Genomic DNA, 20957 nt, shown 5'->3' with positions numbered 1-20957 from the left:
CGGCCCGGTACCCCTTTACCGGGCCTTTTTTATGGCCTGTGTGCGACCTGTTCGGCAGGGTTCGAGCCAGCAGGTGAAGCGTTTAAGGATCGCTAGCGCACCAATGCAGCATGTTAATCTAACCGCCCTGTGTGGTTAGCTGCGTCGAGGTCGCTTCGAATGGCTCTATCGCTCATCCGCTGGCATAGCGTCGCCGCCTTGGCGTTACTGTCGGTGCTTGCATGGTCCGCGGCACTCGCCGCTGATGCGGATGACGCTGACCCGTTAACGTCGGTGGCAGATCCGGCGCAGCCGGAGCGATCCTCGGACGCCGGCAACACGCCCGACTACGTCGATGATGTGCAGCCGTTGTTCAATAGCCGCTGCATTGCCTGCCATGGCTGCCTGGGCTCGCCCTGCAATGTCAAGCTGGATTCGTTCCGAGGCCTGCGGCGCGGCGGATTCGGCCTGAATGCCTACTCGAATCATATCGGCAATTCTCCTCGCACGGACATGGACGCGGCCGATTCGGTAAAAGCCTGGCGCAACAGAGGCTTTTTCCCGATTGTTGCTGACAAGGGTGCAGCGGCAGAGAACCTCGAGCAGTCGCTACTCTATTTGATGGTCGAGGCCGGCATGCGCCACAACGACCACGGGTTCGCGCGCGATGCGCTCGACGGTCTGCGCCCGGATCGCTTCAACGCCCGTTGTCCACCGACCCCCGCGGCGCTCAAGGCGGAGCTCAAGAAGCATCCCGCTATCGGCATGCCGTTCGGGCTGCCGGCGCTGACCGAGGCTCAGTTCAGTATCCTGAAGGACTGGGTCGCGGCCGGCTCGCCAGGTCCGAGCGATGCGCAGAACAAGGCCGCTGAGAAGATTGCGGAGCCGACAGCCGTCGCGCGCTGGGAGTCCTTCTTCAATCAAGACGACAAGCGGGCGCAGCTGGTCAGTCGCTATCTCTTCGAGCATGTCTTCCTGGCGACCATCGTGCTGGAAGAAAGCCCAGGTGATCAGTTCCGGCTCGTGCGCTCGAAGACACCGCCCGGGCAGCCGGTCGCGATCATTGGCACTGGGCTGCCCTACGATGATCCCTACAGCTACGCCAACGTCGAGCATTTTTGGTATCGGCTCGAGAAGCTCAGCGCGTCGCCGGTGCAGAAGAATCATTTCCTCTGGACCCTGTCGCTGGATCAGATTGATCATCTGACCCAGCTGTTCGCACTCGACACCGGCAAGGGCTGGGGCGATACGATCGACCTCACCCCGGGCTGGGGCAGCGACAATGCACTCCAGGTCTTTGCGGCGATCCCGGCCGAATCACGCTACCGATTCATGCTCGAAAACGCCGAGGTGATCGTCGGCGGCATCACCTACGGGCCGGTCTGCAACGGCCAAACAGCGACCTATGCGGTCAAGGACCAGTTCTGGGTCTTCTTCCTCGATCCGAAATTCGATCCTTCCGTGCAAATGCCGATGCTGGGTCTGGATAGCTGGGAGACCTTCATGGACCGCTCGGTGTTCGGCAATGCCGATTACCTGCAGGCCTTCGCCGAGACGAAGGACAAACTGTTTCCCGAAGGCTGGTCGCTCGATGCGGTTTGGGATGGCGACGGAACCAATCGCAATGCCTGGCTGACGGTGCTGCGTCACGAGACCAATGTCTCTGTGGTCAAGGGCGCGCAGGGTGGCGTGCCGCGCACACTCTGGCTGATCAACTTCGCTGGCTTCGAGCGCATGTATTACGACACCGTCGCCGGCTTTGCCTACTGGGAGGGCGATGGTCTCAAGCTTGAGACGCTGCTGTTCTTCAACTTCCTGCGCCAAGCGTTCGAGGATAACTTTCTGACCCTGCTGCCGAGCGATAATCGGGAGGTATTGCGGCAGACATGGACGCAGGGCATCGGTCGCATTGGCCTGGCCGTGGTGCCCTTCGCGGGTAAGGATCAGCCGACGCAGGTCAAGGTCAGTGGCGATGATCCGCTGATGAATCTGATCGAGCAGCTCGAACGCCGTCTCGGCCCAACGGTTAGCGGCCTGCCTGACCCCCTGAACCCGCGGCAAAAACCGAAGGTCGAGCTTGGCGCGTCGATGGCCGGCTTTAGCGACTGGGAGGCGGCGATCTCGACGCTAACCGCTGTCGAAGGCTTGTCTTTCGTGCCGCATCTGCCGAGCGTGATCGTGCTCCGGCTCAATCAGGGCGACGCGCACCGGATCTATTCGCTGATCGCCAACCGCGCCTACAAGTCTCAGTACACCCTGGTGTTCGAGAATGGCGAGTCGATGCCGGAGAAGGACACGATGAGCGTTTATCCGACCCTGGTGAATGGGTTTCCGAACCTGTTCGTCGACCTGGATCTAAAAGAGGCGCCCGGCTTCTTGTCGGCCTTGAGCGCCGTGAACACCAAGCAGGACTGGACCGCATTCAAACAGCGCTACGCCATCCTCCGCAACAGCCATGGATTCTGGCCCTTCTACGACTGGATCAATGCCTGGAACTTTGACCAGCGCGGTGACCTCGCAGGCTGGCTCGACCTCAGCTACTACGACACGCCGGAGACCTGAGTAGTGGTGAGTAGTGGTGAGTGTCAACCGGGTTGGCTAGGTTTCTGTTTGGTCTCGGCGTCGGGCCTCGGTTTCGCGCCGTGACCATCATGCTTTTCAAGCAAGGTCTCGGGCGGCAGTCCAGAGCGGCTTGGGCTGCGCTGGTGTAAGGCCGCCTTGGCGATGAGATGTGCGCTGACTGGCGCGGTGATGAAGAGGAACACGGCGACGAGAACCTCGTGTAGCGAGACGCCGGGCTCGCGCCAGGTAAAGAATACCGCTGAGGCGATCAGCAGGCTACCGACGCCGAGGGTGGTGGCTTTGGTTGGGGTGTGCAGCCGCTCATAGAGGTCGCGTAGGCGGACCAGGCCGAAGGAGCCGAGTAGGGTAAAGCCGGCGCCGATCAGGATCAGCAACGCGACGAAGATCTCGACCAGCAGCGTTGTTAGCTCGGTAGTCACTCGATGATGTCCCCTCGGGTCAAGAACTTGGCCAGGGCCACGGTGCCGACGAAGCCGAATAAGGCGATCAGTAGCGCGGCTTCGAAGTAGAGACTGCTGGCGAGCTTGATATCGAGCAGCACCAGCAGCGCGACGGTGTTCACATAGAGGGTGTCGAGGGCCAGGATGCGGTCTGGTTGATCTGGGCCGATGAGCAGGCGCCAGAGCGACAGCAATACCGCCACGGTCACCAGCAGGAAGCCCACTGCTAGCGCCAGGTTGAGGATCAGCCCGGTCTCGGGCAGCTCGTTCATCGCCTTGTCTCCATCAGTCACCTGACTTCGTCAACCATTGTCGGGATTGATTCACCCAAAAAGAGCATTTTCAACCGCGGATAAGAAGAAATTTCAAGACACTGCCATCCATCCACTTAACCCTTCATCGTTCATCCTTTCAAAAACCTCAGGTCTGTTCCAGAGCATCAAGTAGCGGTTGCTCGTAGCGCTCGCGGATGTCAGCGATAATCGCCTCGGGCTCATTGCCCTGCAGCGCGTGGATGATCAGTTCACTGCGATCGGGACTCAGCGAGGCTGATAGGGTGCCGGGTGTGAGGGTGATGATGTTCGCCAACAGACTGACGCTAACGTTCCCCTTCACGCGCAGTGGCATGCGAATAAAGCCAGGCTGGATGTGCGCTCTCGGTCCGAGGATCAAGCGCGCGACCGCAATGTTGGCGGTTAGGATATCGACGAGTACGGTGCCGGTGAGCTTGAGCAGGAGCAGGGGTCGCCGGATGTGGATCTGAGCGGTCCAGAAGCGCGCGGTGTAGAGCGGGATCAGCCAAGCCAGCAGCGCGCCGAGCAGGATCTGACCGGGGCTGATCGAGTTGACCAGGAGCAGCCAGAGGCCCAGCAGCATGAGTGACAGGATCGGATGTGGGAATAACGTTTTCATCGGTTAATCAATGCCCACCAGCGTGTGACGGCAATGCCATGCCGTCTGGCGTCGTCTCGCCTTCAATTAACGTCTTGCTGTCGAGTCGCGTCTCATCGCTAGCCTGCGTCTCGGCGTCGAGGACCGCCTCGATGTAGTCTGCAGGGCTCAGGAGCTGGGCCGCGGCCGCCTCGGTATAGCTGTAGATCGGACTGGCGAAGACCACGTAGAGCAGGCTGATCACCGCCACCGCTGCCACCGGGACCAGGTTAGCCGTATCTGGCAAAGTGGCGGCGCCGGCGTTGGTGTCGGTCTTGAAGAATAAGGTGCTGCCGGCGCGCGCCAATGCCATCAGCGTCAGTAGGCTGGTGCTGAGCACGATGGCCATGATCCAGGCGATTGCTGGGGTGTCCAGGCTGGCCTGGATGATCAAGACCTTGCCGATGAATCCAGACAGCGGCGGCACGCCAGCCACGGCCAGGGCCAAGACCAGGAAGAGCCCGCCGAGCAGATTCGCTGCCGGCAGCATCGGTCCGGCACGCAGTTGGTCGGCAAAGGCACCGCGGGTACGGGCGACATTCTCGGTGAGCATGAACAGGGCAGCGGTGACCAATGCGGATTGGAAACTGTAATAGAGGCCGGCGCTCAGTGCTGCCTGGCTGCCAAGGCCAAACGCAGTCAGGATGCTGCCGCTCGAGATCACCACCAGGTACGCGACCAACAGGGCCAGGTTGCGGCTGGCCAAGACGCCGATGGTGCCGACGATGATGGTCAGGAGCCCGAGCACCAGCAGCCAGGGCTCGACCAGGTTGGCGAGCGGACCCGCCTCGGCGCCAAAGATCAGGCTGTAGACGCGGAGGATCGAATAGCCGCCGACCTTGGTCATGATCGCGAACAGGGCGACTGAGGCCGGACCCGCGGCCGAATAGGCGCCGGGCAGCCAGAGGTGGAGGGGCACCAGCGCGGCCTTGAGTGCGAACACTACGAATAAGAGCAGCGCCGCCGCACGGACCAGACCGACCTCTTCAGGCGGTAAGGCGGCGACACGCAGCGCGAGATCGGCCATGTTCAGCGTGCCGAGCACGCCGTAGAGGGTGCCGACCGCGAACAGGAATAGGCTCGAGCCGACCAGATTGACGACCACGTAATGCAGGCCGGCCTTGCTCCGGGCTGCGCCACCGCCATGCAGCAGCATGCCATAGGAGGCGATCAGCAAGATCTCGAAGAAGACAAAGAGGTTGAACAGATCGCCGGTGAGGAAGGCGCCATTCAGGCCCATCAGCAGGAATTGGAACAGCACGTGGTATTGGCGCCCGCGCCGATCGCTGCCCTGGATCGCGTGCATCATCGCGAACAGGGCGAGCACCGAGGTCACCATCACCATCGCCGCGGAGAGTCGATCGGCGACCAGCACGATGCCATAAGGCGCGGCCCAGCTACCGAGCTGATAGACCAGCAGATCGCCGTTTGCAACCTGCAGCAGCAGCCAGAGCGAGGCCGCGAGCAGTAGCTGGATGCCGAGCATGCTGATGGTGCGGCGCAGCGGCGTCGCGCTGCCGCGCAGCAGCACCAGCAGGGTGCCGGTCAGCAAAGGCACCAGGATCGGCGCAATGACTACATGGTTGCCAAGGTCAGTCATGGCTCGCGTCCATCGACGTGGTCGTTACCCAGGTCGGCCCGCGCCCGCAACGCGAGCACGACGACAAAGGCCGTCATGCCGAAGCCGATCACGATGGCGGTCAGCACCAGTGCCTGGGGTAAGGGGTCGGCATAGTCGGTGCGATTCGGCTCGAGAATGGCTGGCACCCCGATGCTCAAGCGGCCCATGACGAACAAGAACAGGTTCACCGCATACGACAGTAGGGTGATGCCGAGCACGACCGGAAAGGTCCGTCCGCGCAGAAGCAGGTAGATACCACAGGCCGTTAGGAGCCCGACGGAGAGAGCGATGAGTGCTTCCATTAGCGCTTTAAGTCGGAATCGTCGATGGCAACACGGCGTTGCACGAGGCCAATGCGGCCGAGTCGGATCAGGATCACCAGGGTGATGCCGATGACCACCAGCATGACGCCGAGATCGAACAGCATGACCGAGGCCAGCTCGAGATCACCGATGACGGGTAGATGCAGATGGCCATGGGTCGAGGTCAGGAACGGATAGCCGAAGTACCAGCTGCCAAGCCCGGTGGCGGTTACCAGCAGCAGGCCCAGGCCGATCAGCGGATGCAGCTCGCCAGAGAGGCGCAGTTTGGTCCAGGCGATGCCATTGGCCAGATATTGCATCACCAGCGCCACCGAGATGATCAGCCCGGCGATGAAGCCACCGCCAGGGAGGTTATGGCCGCGCAGGAAGATGAACACCGCGACCATCAGCGCCAAGGGCAACAGCAAGCGCGAGAAGGTGGCGAGGATGAGCGGATTCACATCGCTGCTCCAGGGCCGGCCCTGGTCGTCGGTGAGCGGGACGTCGAGCCGCAGATCGCGCAGCATCATGTAGATGCCGATCGCGGCGATGGCGAGCACGGTGATCTCACCGAGGGTGTCGAAGCCGCGGAAGTCGACCAGGATCACATTCACCACATTGGTACCGCCACCGCCGGGAACGCTGTTCTCGAGCATCCAACCGGAGATGCTGTCGTAGGGGCGTGTCAGCACCGCCCAGGTCAGCAGCGCGGTGGCGCCGCCGCCAAGCAGGGCCAGCAGCAGGTCGCGCAGCTTGCGCGGCAGCGAGGATTCGCGCGGCGTGCGTTTGGGCAGAAAGTGCAGCGCCAGCAAGAGCAGCACGATGGTGACCATCTCGACCGAGAGCTGGGTGAGTGCCAGATCCGGCGCTGAGAGCTTGACGAAGGCCAGCGCGATGATCAGACCGACTACGCTCAGCATCACCAGCGCGGTCCAACGCTGCCGATGCCAGACGACCGTGCCGATGGCGCCGGCTGCTAGGCAGAGGGCGGCGCTGGTGCTGACCGGGTCGATCGGCAGCAGGGTGGCGCTGCCCGTGATGGGCATGCCCCAGAAACCGCGCGCCAGCATGACCAGCGCGGCGCTGATCAACACCATGAGCATGAACTGCAAAGATCGACGATGGATCAGTTGATCTAAGGCGCGGCTGCTCCAGAGCAGGGCGCGCTCAAAGCCCTCGAACAGGGCGCGCGCATCGATGCGGCCGAACAGTGTCTCGTGCCAGCGGAACAGCGGTTGGCGAATCGCGTAGATCAGGGCGCCACCGGCGAGCGCCAGCATGCTCATGCCGAGCGCTGGCGTGAAGCCGTGCCAGACCTTGAGGCTGTAGTCAGGGGCTGGCGCCTGCAGCACGGCGCCGACGGCGATCCCGAGCAGCGGCCCGAAGGTGAGGCTCGGTAGGATACCGACCGCGATGCAGATCACCACCAACACCTCGACCGGCACCAGCATCCAGCGCGAGGGGTCATGCGGGGTACGCGGCAGGTCGGTTGGGGTGCCGTTGAAGAAGACATCATGGATGAAGCGCAGCGAGTAGGCGACCGCGAGCGCGCCCGCAATCGTCGCCAGCACCGGCAACAACCAGAAGCTTTCGGCGAAACTGGCCATGTAGACGGTCTTCTCGAAGAACATCTCCTTCGACAAGAATCCATTCAGCAGCGGCACCCCGGCCATGGCAGCGGCGGCAATCATTGCCAACAGGCCGGTCTGCGGCATGAACTTCCAGAGTCCGGCGAGGCGGCGCATATCGCGCGTGCCCGCCTCGTGATCGATGATGCCAGCGGCCATGAACAGCGATGCCTTGAAGGTCGCATGGTTCATGATGTGGAACACGCCAGCGACCGCCGCCAAGGGTGTGCCAATGCCGAACAGCAGGGTGATCAGGCCGAGGTGGCTGATGGTCGAGTAGGCCAGCAGGCCCTTGAGGTCATGTTTGAAAAAGGCATTATAAGCACCGACCAGCAACGTCAGCAGCCCGACAGGGGCGACGATCCAGGTCCAGGCCTCAGAGCCGGAGAGGGCCGGGAACAGCCGGGCGAGCAAGAACACGCCAGCCTTGACCATGGTCGCCGAGTGTAGATAGGCGCTGACCGGGGTTGGCGCTGCCATCGCATGCGGCAGCCAGAAATGGAACGGAAACTGGGCCGACTTGGTGAACACCCCGAGCAGGATCAGCACCAGTGCCGGCACATAGAGCGGATCAGCATGGATACGCTTGCCCGCGGCCAGCACGGCGCTGAGGTCGTAGCTACCGACGATCTCCCCGAGCAGGAGGATGCCACCGAGCAAGGCGAGACCACCGCCGCCGGTGATCGCGAGCGCGATGCGCGCGCCTTGGCGGGCATCCGCACGCTGGCGCCAATAGCTGATCAGCAGAAAGGAGCTGATGCTGGTCAGCTCCCAGAACATCAGCAGTTGGATCAGGTTCTCGGACATCACCAGTCCGAGCATGGAGCCCATGAACAGCAGTAGATAGGCGTAGAAGCGGCCCATTGGGTCCTGCTCGGCGAGATACCAGCGCGCGTACAGGATCACCAGCAGGCCGATGATGAGGATCATCAGCACGAACAGCAGCGCCAGGCCATCGAGCCGGAATGCGAGCGACAGCCCTAACGCAGGGAACCAGTCCAACTGCCAGATCAGGGTCTCGCCCTGCATCACCGATAGGCCTGGGACGATCGTCAGCGCCAGGGCTGCGAGGGCGACGCCGCCAGTGACCCAGGCCGACCAAGGCCGCCCGGTCATCACGGCCCAGGGCGGTAGCATGGCGCCGATGAACGGGATCAGAACGATCAGTGGCAGGTTGGTCATGGCTTAAAGACGAACCTTAGAGATTTGCGCGGCTGTCGATCTTGTCGGTGGACAGATCGTGCAGGATGCTGCCTAAGATCTCGCGGACGCGCTGTTCCTGTGTGGAATGCTTGCCCTTGCGGGCGGCGGCAAAGAATTTGGCCAGGACCTTATGATCTTCGCCGTCGAGGGCCTCGGTAAATCCACGCTGCTTCTTCGGCGCCTGATCTGGAACGCGGTTGGGCGCGCTCTCATCGGCCGCCTGGCGGCCATGGGCCCAGTTCATGGCGCGCGCGCAGTAGAGGATGCTGCGGTCGAGCAGGACAAACGGGAAGCGGGGGTTGCTCACCGGCCCGAGCGTGAAGCGCTCGACGCCGAGTGTGCGCTGGATATCGAGCTTGGCCAGCTGCGAGGTGCCGAGCACGCCGAGCACGCCGCCAACGCCGGCGCCGATCAGGGTGCCGGCGCCGAACGAGAGGCCCCCGACACCCAGATCGATCGCCCCCCCAGTGGCGGCACCCGCGGCAGCACTCGCGAGGACCGTCTGATGCCGGTTGAGACCGAGATGGCGCTCGACCTCGTCTGAAAACAGATCCTTGACCAGCAAGGAGTCGGGCGCGACATTCCAGACGTGATGCTTGAAATGCGTTCGTATCTCGGTCTGGGCCTCCGTTTCGAGCGTGCGGAGCCCATCCTGCAGGCTCTCGTTCAGGCGTTGGCGAATCGACTCGCGTTCTCGGTCCGAGCTGAGTTCGTTCAACTTGACGATCTTGACCACCTTGAAGGTCAACGCCTTGCGCAGGAGGTCGAGGATGCTATCGACGCTGTGATCAATGCGCCGCTGCCAGTCGCGCTCGAAGGCGCGCACCGTCTCGTGCAGCATCGGCTCCCAGCGTTGGTCGATGGTCTTGAGGGCGTTCAGGAGTGCGATGCGCTCAGCATAGGTGGCGCGATGCGCGTTGAACTCGCGCACCGAGTTGAAGGACTTGTTGAGTGCGTCCTGCCAAGCGGCCATGTGCTTGGTGTTACTGGTCAGGTTGTTGAGGATGGCCATGCGCGGACGTCCGGTGAGGCGCAGCAGTTCCATCTCGGTGCGGTCCTTCTCCTTGATTCGCTTTGAGCCGTCGACCACCAAGATGATGCCTGCGCCATCGGCAAGCGGCCGCATCAAGGCGCAGTCGTGACTGTAGAGCCGGTCATTGGCGTGCGCATTCAAGAATGCGCGCGGGAGATCGATCTCGTCTGCATGCTGTTGAAACCACTCGAGGATATCGGTCGGATTCTGAAAGCCGGGCGTGTCGACGAAGCGCATCACCGCCTTGCCATCGATCTCGACCGGATATTCGTCAGAGCGTGTCGTGGTGCCGGCGCGCTTGTCGATGGCGATGCGATCGTTCTCGGTCAGCGTAGCGACGACCGACGATTTTCCGGCATTCGGATGGCCAACGATGGCGAGTGTAGGAACCTGAGCTTCCATCATTCAGCCTCATCATCATCAGGCGGCGCGAGCATGACCAGCCGCAAATAGGGGTCGCCCATCTGCTCGATCTTGCGCTGCCAATCGGCAAAGTCGAAATCGCTCAGTGGCGGCAGCGGATCATCTTCATCGTCGTCAGGATCGCCAATCAGCGCCAGTAATACCTGCGCCTGCTCGCCAGCTGCGGCGCGGACGCTGCGCAAAAAGCGGAGATTTTCGGTGATCGGGGGCTGTGATCCGTCTTGGATCAGCGCGATCCGAGGCGGCGGTGCGTGCCAAATCGCATTGCTGATCAGTTCGACGGTCTGATCCGCCATCGCACGGCCGCCGCCGTAGGTCACTGCGGCAGCCACCCGCCAGCCGGTCTGGCTGCGCAGCAGTTGCTGCAGCCGCGCATGATCCTGCTCCGCCAGCAGGTCGGCAACATCGATATGCAGGAGCAGCACGCAGGCATCGGCATCGACAGTGACCCGATCCACAGGCGGCGCCTCGGATTCAGGCGTTGCGCTGGTGCGTTCGAGCGCTGCATGGGCGCTAGGCGGTTGCGTCGACGGGCCGGTGCTCGTCTCCGCTGGACCGGGCAGTGGCAGCGGTTCCGGGCGCGACTCAGGCTTCGGTGTCGATTTCGGCTCAGGCTTCGGCTCAGGTTTCGGCTTAGAGGCTGCGGATGGTGGTGCCGGCGGTGTCTGCTGGGGCTCGGGTGCCGAGGGTGGATGTGATGGCGCTGCAGCGGTTGTTTCCGACCTCGTTTGCGTTGCCGCCGATGGTGCACTCGCGGTCGTGGTATGCGGCTCATCGCTGGGCTCGGATTTGGGCTCAGATCTGGGCTCAGATCTGGGTTCAACACGAGCGTCGGTCTTCGCCGGTCGCGGTGCAGCGGTCGGTTTGCTGAGCGGCTTGAGCGGGGCCGGGATCGGCATCTCAGGCCCTTCGCCGTTACGGATGATCTTGGTCTCGAGGCTTGGCGTGATCATCCGCGCATAGGGCGCTTGCGCGGACTGATGCGTGAAGGGCAGGGCAGCCAGTGCCCGCCGCTGCTTGAGGGCCGAGAGGCCGAGCAAGGCGATGCGCGGGAGTAGGCCGTAGGTGAGCACCGAGAGCACCAAGAACCAGCGCCAAGAGCGTAGGTGCCCAGCATCGAGCACATACAGGGGGTCTTTGAGGCTGATGCGGGTGCCAGCGATCTGATCCAGCGTTGGCAGGCCTACTCCTTCGCCGAGCAGCCAGCTCCAAGGCAGGGCGATGAACCGTATCAGGCCCTGGATGGTCTCGGCGCGGATATTCATCGCCGAGCCCCAGCCGAAACCGAGATCCGCAAACCAGATCAGGGCCATGGTCATGAAGATGACGCCGATATTGAAGCCAATGCCAAACACCTGCGCGGGTACTAGCACGGGCAAGTAGCTCGCTGGGCCGTAGAGCGCGTAGTTAGCCTGCAGCAGGCCGCGCTTGGCCTTGGCGCGCTCTTGCAGGTCAGGTCGCACATGCGTCAGGCGCTGTTTTTGCACCCAGCGCGCAGCGCGCGAGAACAGGGGGCGCAACACCTGGCCGAGGAATGAGATGTCCTGTGTGGCGCCCTTGATGAGCTTGGAGCGCCGGCCGTACCAAAGCCCGAAGGTGGTGCCGACCAGGATCAGTTGAAACAGCACCAGCCAGAATAGGTACCAGGAGACATTGACGGGATGATCGCCTTCGTAATGGAGCAGCGTTGATGCGGCGCCGATGCCGATCGCCAAGCCGACCAGGCCCATCGCCGTGGCGACTAAGCGCTGCGCGCGCGCGAAGGCCTGGCCAGGAAGCAATTCCGCAATCTCCGGCTCTTCCTGATCGCGTCGGCGTTCGAGCCACCAGCGCAGGGCCTGGTTGCGATGCTGACGCGTATGGGCATCCGCGTCGCCGATAAACGGCTCGATCCGGTCTTTGTAGATAGCGCGATCGCGCTCGGCTAAGTGCCGGCGTTCAGCCGGGTGCTCACGCAGCAAGCGTTCGTCTTCATCGACGTAGTAGTCGAAATCGATCAGGTCGGGAACCTGCCAACGCAAGTGCCCGGACTTGCCGTCGCGTGCGCTATGTCGGTTGGGCGCAAGACGCCGTAAAAGGGAGAGCATGAATTAAGTGTACGACTCACCGGTGAGATGGCTTGCCCGGATGGCTCGCAGAGACCACGCGAACCATTCATGCGCCACGCCGTTATTTGGATTCTGGATGGAAGGTATAACGGCCATGGTCTAAGGATCAAGCCTGTGGCGTGGTGCTTGACATAAGGCAAGAGACATGGACGAATGCAGCGAACGCTGCTGGCGCAGGAAAAATTTCGGCTGCTATACTGTCAGGCATGATTGACATCAGCTTGAGTTGACACTTTGACTACTGACCCACCCCAGGCAGGAACGATTGCCGCTCGCGCGCTGCAAACAGGGCGCCAGCCTCACGCCGTGATCATCGGAAGCGGCTTTGGCGGGCTGGCCGCGGCGATTCGTTTGGGCGCCCGCGGCTACCGGGTAACCGTTGTTGAGAAATTGGATGCTCCGGGCGGCCGTGCTTACGTGCACGAACTCGACGGCTTCAAGTTTGATGCCGGTCCGACCATCATCACCGCGCCCTTCTTGCTCGAAGAGCTCTGGCAGATGTGTGGTCGCAGCTTCAAGGAAGACATCGACTTGCGTCCGATGGACCCCTTCTATCGCATCCGTTTCGATGATGGCGAGGTGTTTGACACCAACGGCGATGCCGATGCGATGCGCGCACAGGTGCAGCGCTTAGCGCCCGAGGATGTTGCCGGCTATGAGCGCTTCATCAAAGCGAGTGAAGAGATCTTCAAGGTCGGTTTCGTCGAGCTTGGCCATGTCCCCTTCACCCAGTGGCAGGACATGGCGAAGATCGTACCGAAGATGGTTGCACTGCGCAGCTATCGTAGCGTCTACGCCATGGTCTCGCAGTATGTAAAGAACGAGCGCCTGCGAGTGGCCCTGTCGTTCCATCCGCTGCTGATCGGCGGCAATCCGTTTACGGTGACCTCGATCTACTCTCTGATCTCCTTCCTCGAGCGGCACTGGGGCGTGCACTCGGCCATGGGCGGTACGGGCGCCATCGTCAACGGTCTGGTGAGCCTCATTGAGGGCCAGGGCAGCGAGCTGCGCCTGAAGGCCGAGGTTGCCGAGATCACCGTTGTGAACGGCAAGGCGACCGGCGTCAAGCTCAAGGATGGCGAGCAGATCGCGGCCGACGTGGTGGTCTCCAATGCCGATGTCGCTTGGACCTACAAGCACTTGTTGCCGGGTATCGAGCGTAAGCATTGGACGGATCGCAAGCTCGACAAAGCGCAGTACTCGAACGGCCTCTTCGTCTGGTACTTCGGCACCAAGCGGCGCTATGAAGATGTGAAGCATCACAGTATCCTGCTTGGGCCGCGCTATAAGGGGCTGTTGCAAGATATCTTCAATCGCAAGGTGCTGGCGGACGATTTCAGTCTCTACCTGCATCGCCCGACCGCGACCGATCCGTCGCTAGCGCCAGAGGGCTGCGATACCTTCTACGTCCTCGCGCCGGTACCACACCTGGATGCCGACGTCGATTGGTCGGAGCGCGCAGAGCCTTATCGGCGCGCGATTTCGGCCTATCTTTCCGATACCCTGCTGCCTCATCTTGAGGATGAGCTAGCGGTGTCGATGATTACCACGCCCAACGACTTCGAGCAGCGTCTCTGCTCGGTCAAGGGTGCTGGGTTTAGTCTCGAGCCGGTGCTGCTGCAGAGCGCTTGGTTCAGACCGCACAACAAGAGCGAAGAGGTCGAGCACCTCTACATGGTCGGCGCTGGTACGCATCCCGGAGCGGGGGTTCCCGGCGTCATCTCGACAGCGCGTGTACTGGATACGGTGGTCCCCGATGCCTCTGTTTTTGCGTGAAACCCAAACCTCGGAAGCAGCCGATCTCGCTGCTTGTCGGCAGATGTTGAGTACCGGCTCGAAGTCATTCTTCGCCGCGTCCTTCTTCCTGCCGAAGATGATCCGCGACCCGGCGGCGGCGCTCTATGCATTCTGCCGCGTTGCCGATGATGCGATCGACGAACAGCTTGACCAGCGAGCCGCCTTGGAGCAATTGCGCGAGCGACTTGAGCGCGTCTATCAGGGGCGGCCATTGCCGTTGGCTCCCGATCGCGCCTTTGCCGCGACAGTCGAGCGTTTCGACCTGCCGCGCGCGCTGCCGGAGGCCTTGCTCGAAGGCTTTGCTTGGGATGCCGAGGGGCGCAGTTACGAGACCATCGAGGGCGTGCTCGACTATTCGGCCCGGGTTGCCGCTGCGGTTGGCGCCATGATGACCGTGATCATGGGGGCCCGCTCGCCGAGCGTGCTGGCACGCGCCTGTGATCTCGGTAGTGCGATGCAGCTGACCAACATCTGTCGCGACGTTGGTGAAGATGCGCGCAACGGACGTGTCTACCTGCCGAAGGCGTGGCTGCGCGAGGAGGGCTTGGATATCGAGGCCTGGCTGGCCAATCCGACCTTTAACGACGCGGTTGGCGCTGTGGTCAAGCGTGTCCTAGACATGGCCGAAGCGATCTATCAGCGCGCCGAGTCCGGTATCGCCAAGCTGCCGGTGTCTTGCCGGCCCGGCATCTATGCCGCCCGTCTGCTCTATGCCGAGATCGGTCGCGAGGTTACGCGCAACGGCTACGATTCCGTGACAACGCGCGCGGTTGTGCCGCCGGGTCGAAAGGTGACACTCTTAAGTCGAGCGATTGCTGCGACACCCTTTCCGGGCCGAAGCTGTGCTGAATCGGCGCTGCCCGAGAATCAATTCCTGGTCAGTGCGGCCGCGGCGAAGGAGGGCCTGGCAAGGTCGCGGGGGGCTGTTTTGCGTTCAGGCCAAGCTGCAAGCCAGCGTCAGATCGGCCAAGATAGCCCGCAATCGGTCGGTGAGAAGCTGATCTGGGTTCTAGACCTGTTTGCGACCCTAGACGAGCGTCAACGGATGGCGTCACTCGGCCAGGATGGCAGTCTAATGCGGGTCTCCACCGGAGGAGGTTGATTTTGAGCTATTACATCGGCATCGTGGCGCTGGTGCTTGGCGCCTTCTACATCTGGCGCAGTGCGCGGCATCGTAATTTGGTGATCAGCGCCCGCGAGCGTGCGGACGCGAACGGCGGTCGGGGTGAGGTTGATCCCGTCTGGACCGCGATGGGCATGTCGTTTATGCCCTTTTTCCTGTTTTATGGCGCTTTTGCGTCGCTACTGCTCATCGGTGGCTACTTCCTGTCTGACCTGAAGCTCTATCTCTCTCTGTTCGATCTTTTCGGGCTGCTGATCCTGATCATCGCCTACACGGGCTGGATTGTCATTCGGACCCACTACAACAAGTTGGGGCTGGATTTCGCCAACGGATGAGGGGTTTTTGATTGGTCAGGGCGTGTAACCAGCGCCGGTAGCTACCCAAGGCTCCCGGCGCCAAGTGCCTGACTGATGTACGAGAAGCTCGCCACGATCGTCCGTCCAGTCGCATAACACCTGTCTCAGCGCCGGCTGACCGTCGAGTTCTAGGGCATGATCCTGCGGCCGATGCGTATGTCCATGGATCAGCCGGCGCACGCCAGCGCGGCGCATCTGCTTGCTGACCGCCGCGCTGTTCACATCCATGATCGCGTCGGGCTTTTGCGCCATCGCCTCACCGCTGCGCTGTCGATAGCGGGCGGCGATGCCTCGTCGTTTGCTCAGCGGCGACCAGAGGAACAGGCGCTGCACGATCGGATTTCGCACTCGCCGTCGAAAGCGCTGGTAGGCTAGGTCATCGGTGCAGAGCAGATCACCGTGCATGAGCAAGATTGGCTCGTCGTCGAGCTGGATCAGGCAAGGGTCGCGAATCAGCTCACAGCCGGTCGTCCGCGCGAATCGCCGTCCAAGCAGGAAGTCGCGGTTGCCATGCATGATCAAGCAGCGGGTGCCCCGGTCAGTGAGCCGCTTGAGCGCGGCTCGCACCTCGGGCAGCGGGTCGTCGTCGTCACCGATCCAGGCATCGAACAGGTCGCCAAGAATGAAGAGTTGAGTTGCCGCTGGCGCGCGCTGCTCGAGAAACTCGATGAAGAGCCGGATGAGTGCAGGCCGCCGTGGCGAGAGATGCAGATCCGAGATGAACAGCGTCTCGCCTACGGGCGGGTCTTGCATCCGCCGAGCGGCGACTTTACTCAGCATTTGCCCGGAGCTGGCGGACAGGCGGACAATTGTTCAATCAGTAATCTCGGCCTTCTCGATGATGACATCGTCGATCGGAACGTCTTGATGGCCTTGGCGACCACCCGTCTTGCTGTTTTTGATGGCGTTGACGACGTCCATGCCTTCAATGACTCGGCCGAACACGCAGTAGCCCCACCCATCTTGCCCCGGATGGTCAAGGAAGCTGTTGTCCGAGACGTTGATGAAGAATTGAGACGAGGCGGAATGCGGGTCGTTGGTACGTGCCATCGCGACCGAGCCGGTCGTGTTCTTGAGACCGTTGTTGGCCTCGTTCTCGATCGGCGGCCGGGTCGGTTTTGGTGTGAAGTTGACGTCCATGCCGCCACCCTGAATCATGAAGCCGTCGATCACGCGATGGAACAGCGTGCCGTCGTAGTGGCCGTCGCGAACGTACTGCTCGAAATTATCGGCAGTGACGGGTGCCTTGTCGTAATCGAGTTCGATCAGGATGTCGCCGTGGTTGGTCTGAAGCTTAATCATAGGTGTCTCCGTGGTTTCTGGCTTCAGCTTATCAAAACTACGCGCTAGATTCGCCCATCGGCGCCGATTCGTGCCCGCGGCCGCGCTCGCGTTGAGCCGCGGATTGGCATTCAGCGACTCGTTTTGGTCTACCCGCGCCCTTTTGTTACCGTGAAACAAACGCTCCATCCTCCGAGGTGGCGATCTGCTAGGTACGCTAGTATCCATTTCCGTCCTGCATAGACCTCACCTGATATGTTGCACATCCACAATAGCCTGACTCGCCGCAAGGCCCCGTTCCAGCCGATCGAGCCCGGTAAGGTCCGGATGTACGTCTGTGGCATGACCGTCTACGACTACTGCCATCTTGGTCATGCGCGGGTGCTGGTGGTGTTCGATGTGATCTACCGTTGGCTGATGCGCAGCGGCTTCGAGGTCAACTATGTCCGCAACATCACGGACATCGACGACAAGATCTTGGCGCGTGCGGCCGAAAACGGCGAGGCGTTCGGCGACCTGACCGAGCGTTTCATCGCTGCCATGCACGAAGACGCGGCCGCGCTTGGCATCCTGCCGCCTGCAGACGAGCCGCGCGCGACAGCCCATATCGACGAGATCGTGGCGATGATCCAGCGCCTGATCGACAATGGCCATGCCTACGTGGCTGATAACGGTGATGTCTACTACGCCGTCGCGAGCTTTCCCGGCTACGGTCGCCTGTCCGGGAAAGACCCCAAGGATCTGCGGGCTGGCGCCCGGGTCGAGGTCGACGAAGCCAAGCGTGATCCGCTCGACTTCGCGCTCTGGAAGGCGGCCAAGCCCGGTGAGCCGGCTTGGGCCGCGCCTTGGGGCGAGGGCCGCCCGGGTTGGCACATCGAGTGCTCGGCCATGTCGACCTGCCGACTCGGTAACCATTTCGACATCCACGGCGGTGGCGCTGATCTGCAGTTCCCACATCACGAGAACGAGATCGCGCAGTCGGAGGGCGCGACCGGTGAGCCATTCGTCAACGTCTGGATTCACAACGGTTTCGTCCGCGTCAACGACGAGAAGATGTCGAAGTCGCTGGGTAACTTCTTCACCGTGCGCGAGATCCTTGAGCGCTACCAACCCGAGGAGGTGCGCTACTTCATCCTCGGCAGTCATTACCGCAGCCCGCTCAACTACGACGACAGCCAACTCGATGGCGCCCGCGCCGCGCTCACCAGGCTGTATACGGCCCTCCGTGGGCTACCGGCGGCAGCGTCGGCTGGGGGCGAGCAGGCGCGGGAGCGCTTTAAGGCGGCGATGGACGATGATTTCAATACCCCCGAGGCGCTGGCGGTGCTGTTCGATCTAGCGCGCGAGATCAACCGACTCCGTGACACCGATCCACTGGCCGCGGCTGGGCTTGGCGCCGTGCTGCGCGAGCTTGCAGGCGTACTCGGCCTGCTTGAGCAAGAACCCGATGCCTACCTGCGTGGCGAAGGGGCGGCGCGGACGTCGGGTCCGAGTGATGCCGAGATTGAGGGTTTGATCGCGGCGCGTGCCGAGGCGCGGCGGGCACGCAACTTCGCCGAAGCTGATCGTCTTCGCGACCAGTTGCAGGCCGCTGGGATTCAGCTCGAGGACGGTGCCGGCGGCACCACCTGGCGCCGCGGCTAAGGAGCCTAGCTGGCGTGCTGGCCTGGCGTGCCATCATGCTGCCATGCTGCCATGCTGCCATGCTGGCCTGGCATGCCATCATGCTGCCGCGCTGCCATGCGGCTAATGCCGCATCTCGGCATGGCCCCTGAGCCACTAGACTTCAGCGGTTGTCGGCAAGGTCAGCGGCCTGCAAGGTATTCTCCAGCAGGCTGGCGATCGTCATGGGTCCAACGCCGCCGGGCACGGGTGTGATCCAGCTGGCATGCGGTTGTGCGGCTTCAAAGTCGACATCGCCGCAGAGCTTGCCGGCGGCGTCGCGATTCATGCCGACATCGATCACGATGGCTCCGGGCTTGATCCAATCGCCGGGTACGAATCGTTCACGGCCAATCGCGACCACCAACAGATCGGCAGCGCGGGCCTTTTCGGCGAGGGCTTTGGTTCGGCTATGACAAACGCTGATGGTGCAGCGTGCTGCGAGTAGCTCCAGCGCCATCGGGCGACCGACAATATTCGACTGGCCGATCACGACGGCATCCAAGCCTTCCAACGGTTGTCCGGTACGCTCGAGCAGCGTCATCACGCCCTTCGGTGTGCATGGGCGCAGCACCGGCATGCGCAGCGACAGTCGGCCGACATTATAGGGATGGAAACCGTCGACATCCTTGGTCGGCAAGATGCGCTCGATCACGGCCTCGGGATCGATCTGCGCCGGTAGCGGAAGCTGCACGAGAATGCCGTGGATGGCCGGATCGGCATTCAGCCGATCGACCACGTCGAGCAGCTCTGCTTGCGAGACACTGCCAGATAGCTCGTGCAGTTCCGAGTGGAACCCCACCTCGGCGCAAGCCTTGCGCTTGTTGCGCACATAGACCTGCGAGGCCGGATTCTCGCCGACGAGAACAACTGCAAGACCGGGTGTCGTTCGGCCCGTTTTCAAGCGCGCCGCGACACTCGCTGCCACATCGGTGCGGACTTCGGCTGCGATCGCTTTGCCGTCAAGAATCTGTGCGCTCATCTGTGCTGTGCTCCCAGTCAGGCTAGCCTGCAATGCTAACCCGGTCGTGGTCCAACTGCATTGGTCTGGCGCAAGCAGGTTGACCGACGCATTGACGAAAGAACCCCAACCGCGTACTCTATATCGGCTTAGCCATTCCAAGGTTGGGCAGTGGCAAGCTGGGTCGGTTCGCTCGAGCTTGCCGCGATGCAATCGTATATCGGGGTATAGCGCAGTCTGGTAGCGCGCCTGCTTTGGGAGCAGGATGTCGGGGGTTCGAATCCCTCTACCCCGACCACATTTGGTGCTTCGAGCGCCTGCCTATGCTCACAAGAGCAGACGAAGATTGGAACTTCTCCAGTAGGCAACGACCGATGACACGAGCGCCCGTAGCTCAGCTGGATAGAGCAACGGCCTTCTAAGCCGTTGGTCGCAGGTTCGAGTCCTGCCGGGCGTGCCAAACGCTCCCTTGACACAGGCGCTGAAATGACAGAGCTTTGATGTCGTCATCCGCCGTGCAGCGGCGGATTTGGTTTCAATGGTGGACGTAGCTCAGTTGGTAGAGCACAGGATTGTGGCTCCTGCGGTCGTGGGTTCGATCCCCATCGTCCACCCCAAGAAAAAAGAAAAACAAGCGCTTACGGGAAACCGAAGCGCTTTTTCTTTTCCTATTGGCGGCCCAGGTTCCAAGGATCTCGGGCTGCGCCAATTTTGAAAGTTCGCCTCGGCGGCGAACAACACTCCTTCGACATGTTAAGCCCGCGAAAACTCTCACTTGCGGACGCAACGGCATCTGCTCGTTTTAGGTTCACTTTGCCGAAGCCGCGGTTGGACCTGCTCTTCCTCCCAGTCAGCTTGACCGTCCATAGCCGCCTTCATAACGCCCATTCTGTCTTGGATTTGGTCGCGCCGACCAACGGGGCAGTGGGGTTATAGGAGCTTGGGCGACCAGCGCGCCGGTCACCCACTTGATCAGATCGAGCTTGAGTTCCGCCAGTTCGCTCTTGAGTCGGTAGTCCAGATACTCCTGGGTCACCGGGCGCTGCTCTTCCTGGATCTGTTTGAGCGCTTCGGCCAGCCCCTCGGCCTGATCGCGACTGAAGCCCGTCGTTTCCAGGGCCTGAATGAACTTGTGGGTGTCGAATGTCAGTGTTGCCATCATCGGTATCCGTGTCGGCGGATTGACTTGGTGTTGCAAAAATCCGGGCAGTGCTACCGATCTGTTGCTATCAAGGAGGTGACAGGATCATGGCCCATGATTTTGCAAGATATCCAGCTCTAGAACACCCATGCCAGGACCGCTCGGGTGACCGGAAGCCGCATTGCAGATAGGATCGCGCTTGCGGCAAGCTGCCGCGAAAGCCACCCGGCCGTATCGTCAAGAGAAGGACAGACTCATAACTCACGTTTCGGAGTTCAAAAAAGCCATGCTGGCCGGTTCAAGCCTCGATAGAACCGGTCTCCACGCCCTCCAACCGAAGGGTAAACTCATCGAGTTGCAGTGCCTGGACAAAGAAGCTTTGCACC

The 20957-nt window shown here is 61.9% G+C and carries 18 protein-coding genes and 3 tRNA genes; 9 read left to right on the top strand and 12 right to left on the bottom strand.

The annotated features are described in order from the left end of the window. Positions 1-159 precede the first annotated feature (159 nt). Positions 160-2541: a fatty acid cis/trans isomerase gene (locus CCR96_RS20620; RefSeq protein WP_201223042.1), complete on the top strand. Its 2382-nt coding sequence runs from the start codon at positions 160-162 to the stop codon at positions 2539-2541. A gap of 23 nt (positions 2542-2564) precedes the next feature. On the opposite strand, the gene CCR96_RS20615 is transcribed toward CCR96_RS20620, so the two are convergent. The 8 genes from CCR96_RS20615 to CCR96_RS20580 all read right to left on the bottom strand — a co-directional run bounded on the left by CCR96_RS20615 (position 2565) and on the right by CCR96_RS20580 (position 12229). Continuing rightward, positions 2565-2981: a Na+/H+ antiporter subunit G gene (locus CCR96_RS20615; protein ID WP_338035925.1), complete on the bottom strand. Its 417-nt coding sequence runs from the start codon at positions 2979-2981 to the stop codon at positions 2565-2567. After that, on the bottom strand, positions 2978-3274 hold the full coding sequence (locus tag CCR96_RS20610; RefSeq protein WP_207192037.1) for a K+/H+ antiporter subunit F: 297 nt from the start codon (positions 3272-3274) through the stop codon (positions 2978-2980). The genes CCR96_RS20615 and CCR96_RS20610 overlap by 4 nt, the downstream gene beginning before the upstream one ends. A 148-nt stretch (positions 3275-3422) precedes the next feature. Next, on the bottom strand, positions 3423-3914 hold the full coding sequence (locus CCR96_RS20605) for a Na+/H+ antiporter subunit E (protein WP_201223041.1): 492 nt from the start codon (positions 3912-3914) through the stop codon (positions 3423-3425). A gap of 7 nt (positions 3915-3921) precedes the next feature. Beyond that, positions 3922-5532 carry a monovalent cation/H+ antiporter subunit D gene (locus CCR96_RS20600; protein WP_201223039.1) on the bottom strand — a complete coding sequence of 537 codons (1611 nt, stop codon included), beginning with the start codon at positions 5530-5532 and terminating at the stop codon, positions 3922-3924. After that, positions 5529-5855, bottom strand: a complete 327-nt coding sequence (locus CCR96_RS20595) for a Na+/H+ antiporter subunit C (RefSeq protein WP_201223037.1) — start codon at positions 5853-5855, stop codon at positions 5529-5531. The genes CCR96_RS20600 and CCR96_RS20595 overlap by 4 nt, the downstream gene beginning before the upstream one ends. Beyond that, the gene (locus CCR96_RS20590; RefSeq protein ID WP_201223035.1) at positions 5855-8665 is read right to left on the bottom strand and encodes a monovalent cation/H+ antiporter subunit A; all 2811 of its coding nucleotides are present in this window, start codon (positions 8663-8665) and stop codon (positions 5855-5857) included. Before CCR96_RS20590 ends, CCR96_RS20595 begins: the two co-directional genes overlap by 1 nt. 16 nt (positions 8666-8681) lie before the next feature. Further along, positions 8682-10121 (bottom strand): GTPase/DUF3482 domain-containing protein, encoded by a 1440-nt coding sequence (locus tag CCR96_RS20585; RefSeq protein WP_201223033.1) that lies wholly within the window; start codon positions 10119-10121, stop codon positions 8682-8684. After that, positions 10121-12229, bottom strand: coding sequence for a DUF2868 domain-containing protein (locus CCR96_RS20580; protein WP_201223031.1), 2109 nt, complete (start codon positions 12227-12229; stop codon positions 10121-10123). The genes CCR96_RS20585 and CCR96_RS20580 overlap by 1 nt, the downstream gene beginning before the upstream one ends. A gap of 255 nt (positions 12230-12484) precedes the next feature. On the opposite strand from CCR96_RS20580, the gene CCR96_RS20575 reads away from it, so the two are divergent. From CCR96_RS20575 to CCR96_RS20565, 3 genes are read left to right on the top strand one after another with little or no spacing between them, the layout of a single operon-like run. After that, positions 12485-14026: a phytoene desaturase gene (locus CCR96_RS20575; protein WP_242519255.1), complete on the top strand. Its 1542-nt coding sequence runs from the start codon at positions 12485-12487 to the stop codon at positions 14024-14026. Beyond that, a complete protein-coding gene (locus tag CCR96_RS20570; RefSeq protein WP_201223030.1) occupies positions 14007-15149 on the top strand; it encodes a phytoene/squalene synthase family protein in 1143 nt (380 codons plus the stop codon). The genes CCR96_RS20575 and CCR96_RS20570 overlap by 20 nt, the downstream gene beginning before the upstream one ends. 2 nt (positions 15150-15151) lie before the next feature. Beyond that, positions 15152-15505, top strand: a complete 354-nt coding sequence (locus CCR96_RS20565) for a hypothetical protein (RefSeq protein ID WP_201223028.1) — start codon at positions 15152-15154, stop codon at positions 15503-15505. A gap of 15 nt (positions 15506-15520) precedes the next feature. Here the strand turns inward: CCR96_RS20565 and CCR96_RS20560 are convergent, their stop codons facing one another. Beyond that, positions 15521-16306 carry a UDP-2,3-diacylglucosamine diphosphatase gene (locus CCR96_RS20560; RefSeq protein WP_242519254.1) on the bottom strand — a complete coding sequence of 262 codons (786 nt, stop codon included), beginning with the start codon at positions 16304-16306 and terminating at the stop codon, positions 15521-15523. A gap of 33 nt (positions 16307-16339) precedes the next feature. Next, entirely contained in the window at positions 16340-16828 is a 489-nt protein-coding gene (locus CCR96_RS20555) for a peptidylprolyl isomerase (RefSeq protein ID WP_201223249.1), read from the bottom strand. Positions 16829-17062: 234 nt separating this feature from the next. Here CCR96_RS20555 and cysS point away from each other — a divergent pair, with 234 nt between their 5' ends. Continuing rightward, the gene (cysS, locus tag CCR96_RS20550) at positions 17063-18451 is read left to right on the top strand and encodes a cysteine--tRNA ligase (RefSeq protein WP_201223026.1); all 1389 of its coding nucleotides are present in this window, start codon (positions 17063-17065) and stop codon (positions 18449-18451) included. A gap of 142 nt (positions 18452-18593) precedes the next feature. Here cysS and folD read toward each other — a convergent pair whose 3' ends face one another. Further along, on the bottom strand, positions 18594-19451 hold the full coding sequence (gene folD, locus CCR96_RS20545; protein WP_201223024.1) for a bifunctional methylenetetrahydrofolate dehydrogenase/methenyltetrahydrofolate cyclohydrolase FolD: 858 nt from the start codon (positions 19449-19451) through the stop codon (positions 18594-18596). Positions 19452-19651: 200 nt separating this feature from the next. Here folD and CCR96_RS20540 point away from each other — a divergent pair. From CCR96_RS20540 to CCR96_RS20530, 3 genes are all read left to right on the top strand, one after another. Beyond that, positions 19652-19728, top strand: a tRNA-Pro gene (locus CCR96_RS20540). A gap of 85 nt (positions 19729-19813) precedes the next feature. Next, positions 19814-19890 (top strand) — tRNA-Arg (locus tag CCR96_RS20535). Positions 19891-19971: 81 nt separating this feature from the next. Next, a tRNA-His gene (locus CCR96_RS20530) sits at positions 19972-20047 on the top strand. Between the two features lie 233 nt (positions 20048-20280). On the opposite strand, the gene CCR96_RS20525 is transcribed toward CCR96_RS20530, so the two are convergent. Then, positions 20281-20589, bottom strand: coding sequence for a CCDC90 family protein (locus tag CCR96_RS20525; RefSeq protein ID WP_201223022.1), 309 nt, complete (start codon positions 20587-20589; stop codon positions 20281-20283). A gap of 181 nt (positions 20590-20770) precedes the next feature. Between CCR96_RS20525 and CCR96_RS24255 the strand changes: the two genes are divergently transcribed. Further along, positions 20771-20957 (top strand): hypothetical protein (locus CCR96_RS24255; protein WP_207192036.1); only part of this gene is annotated, 187 nt, incomplete at its 3' end.

The sequence above is a fragment of the Halochromatium roseum genome (assembly GCF_016653315.1).
GTDB classification, from domain to species: domain Bacteria; phylum Pseudomonadota; class Gammaproteobacteria; order Chromatiales; family Chromatiaceae; genus Lamprobacter; species Lamprobacter roseus.
The sequence above is the reverse complement of the archived record's forward strand: the minus strand, read 5'-3'. Positions and strand labels throughout refer to the sequence as shown.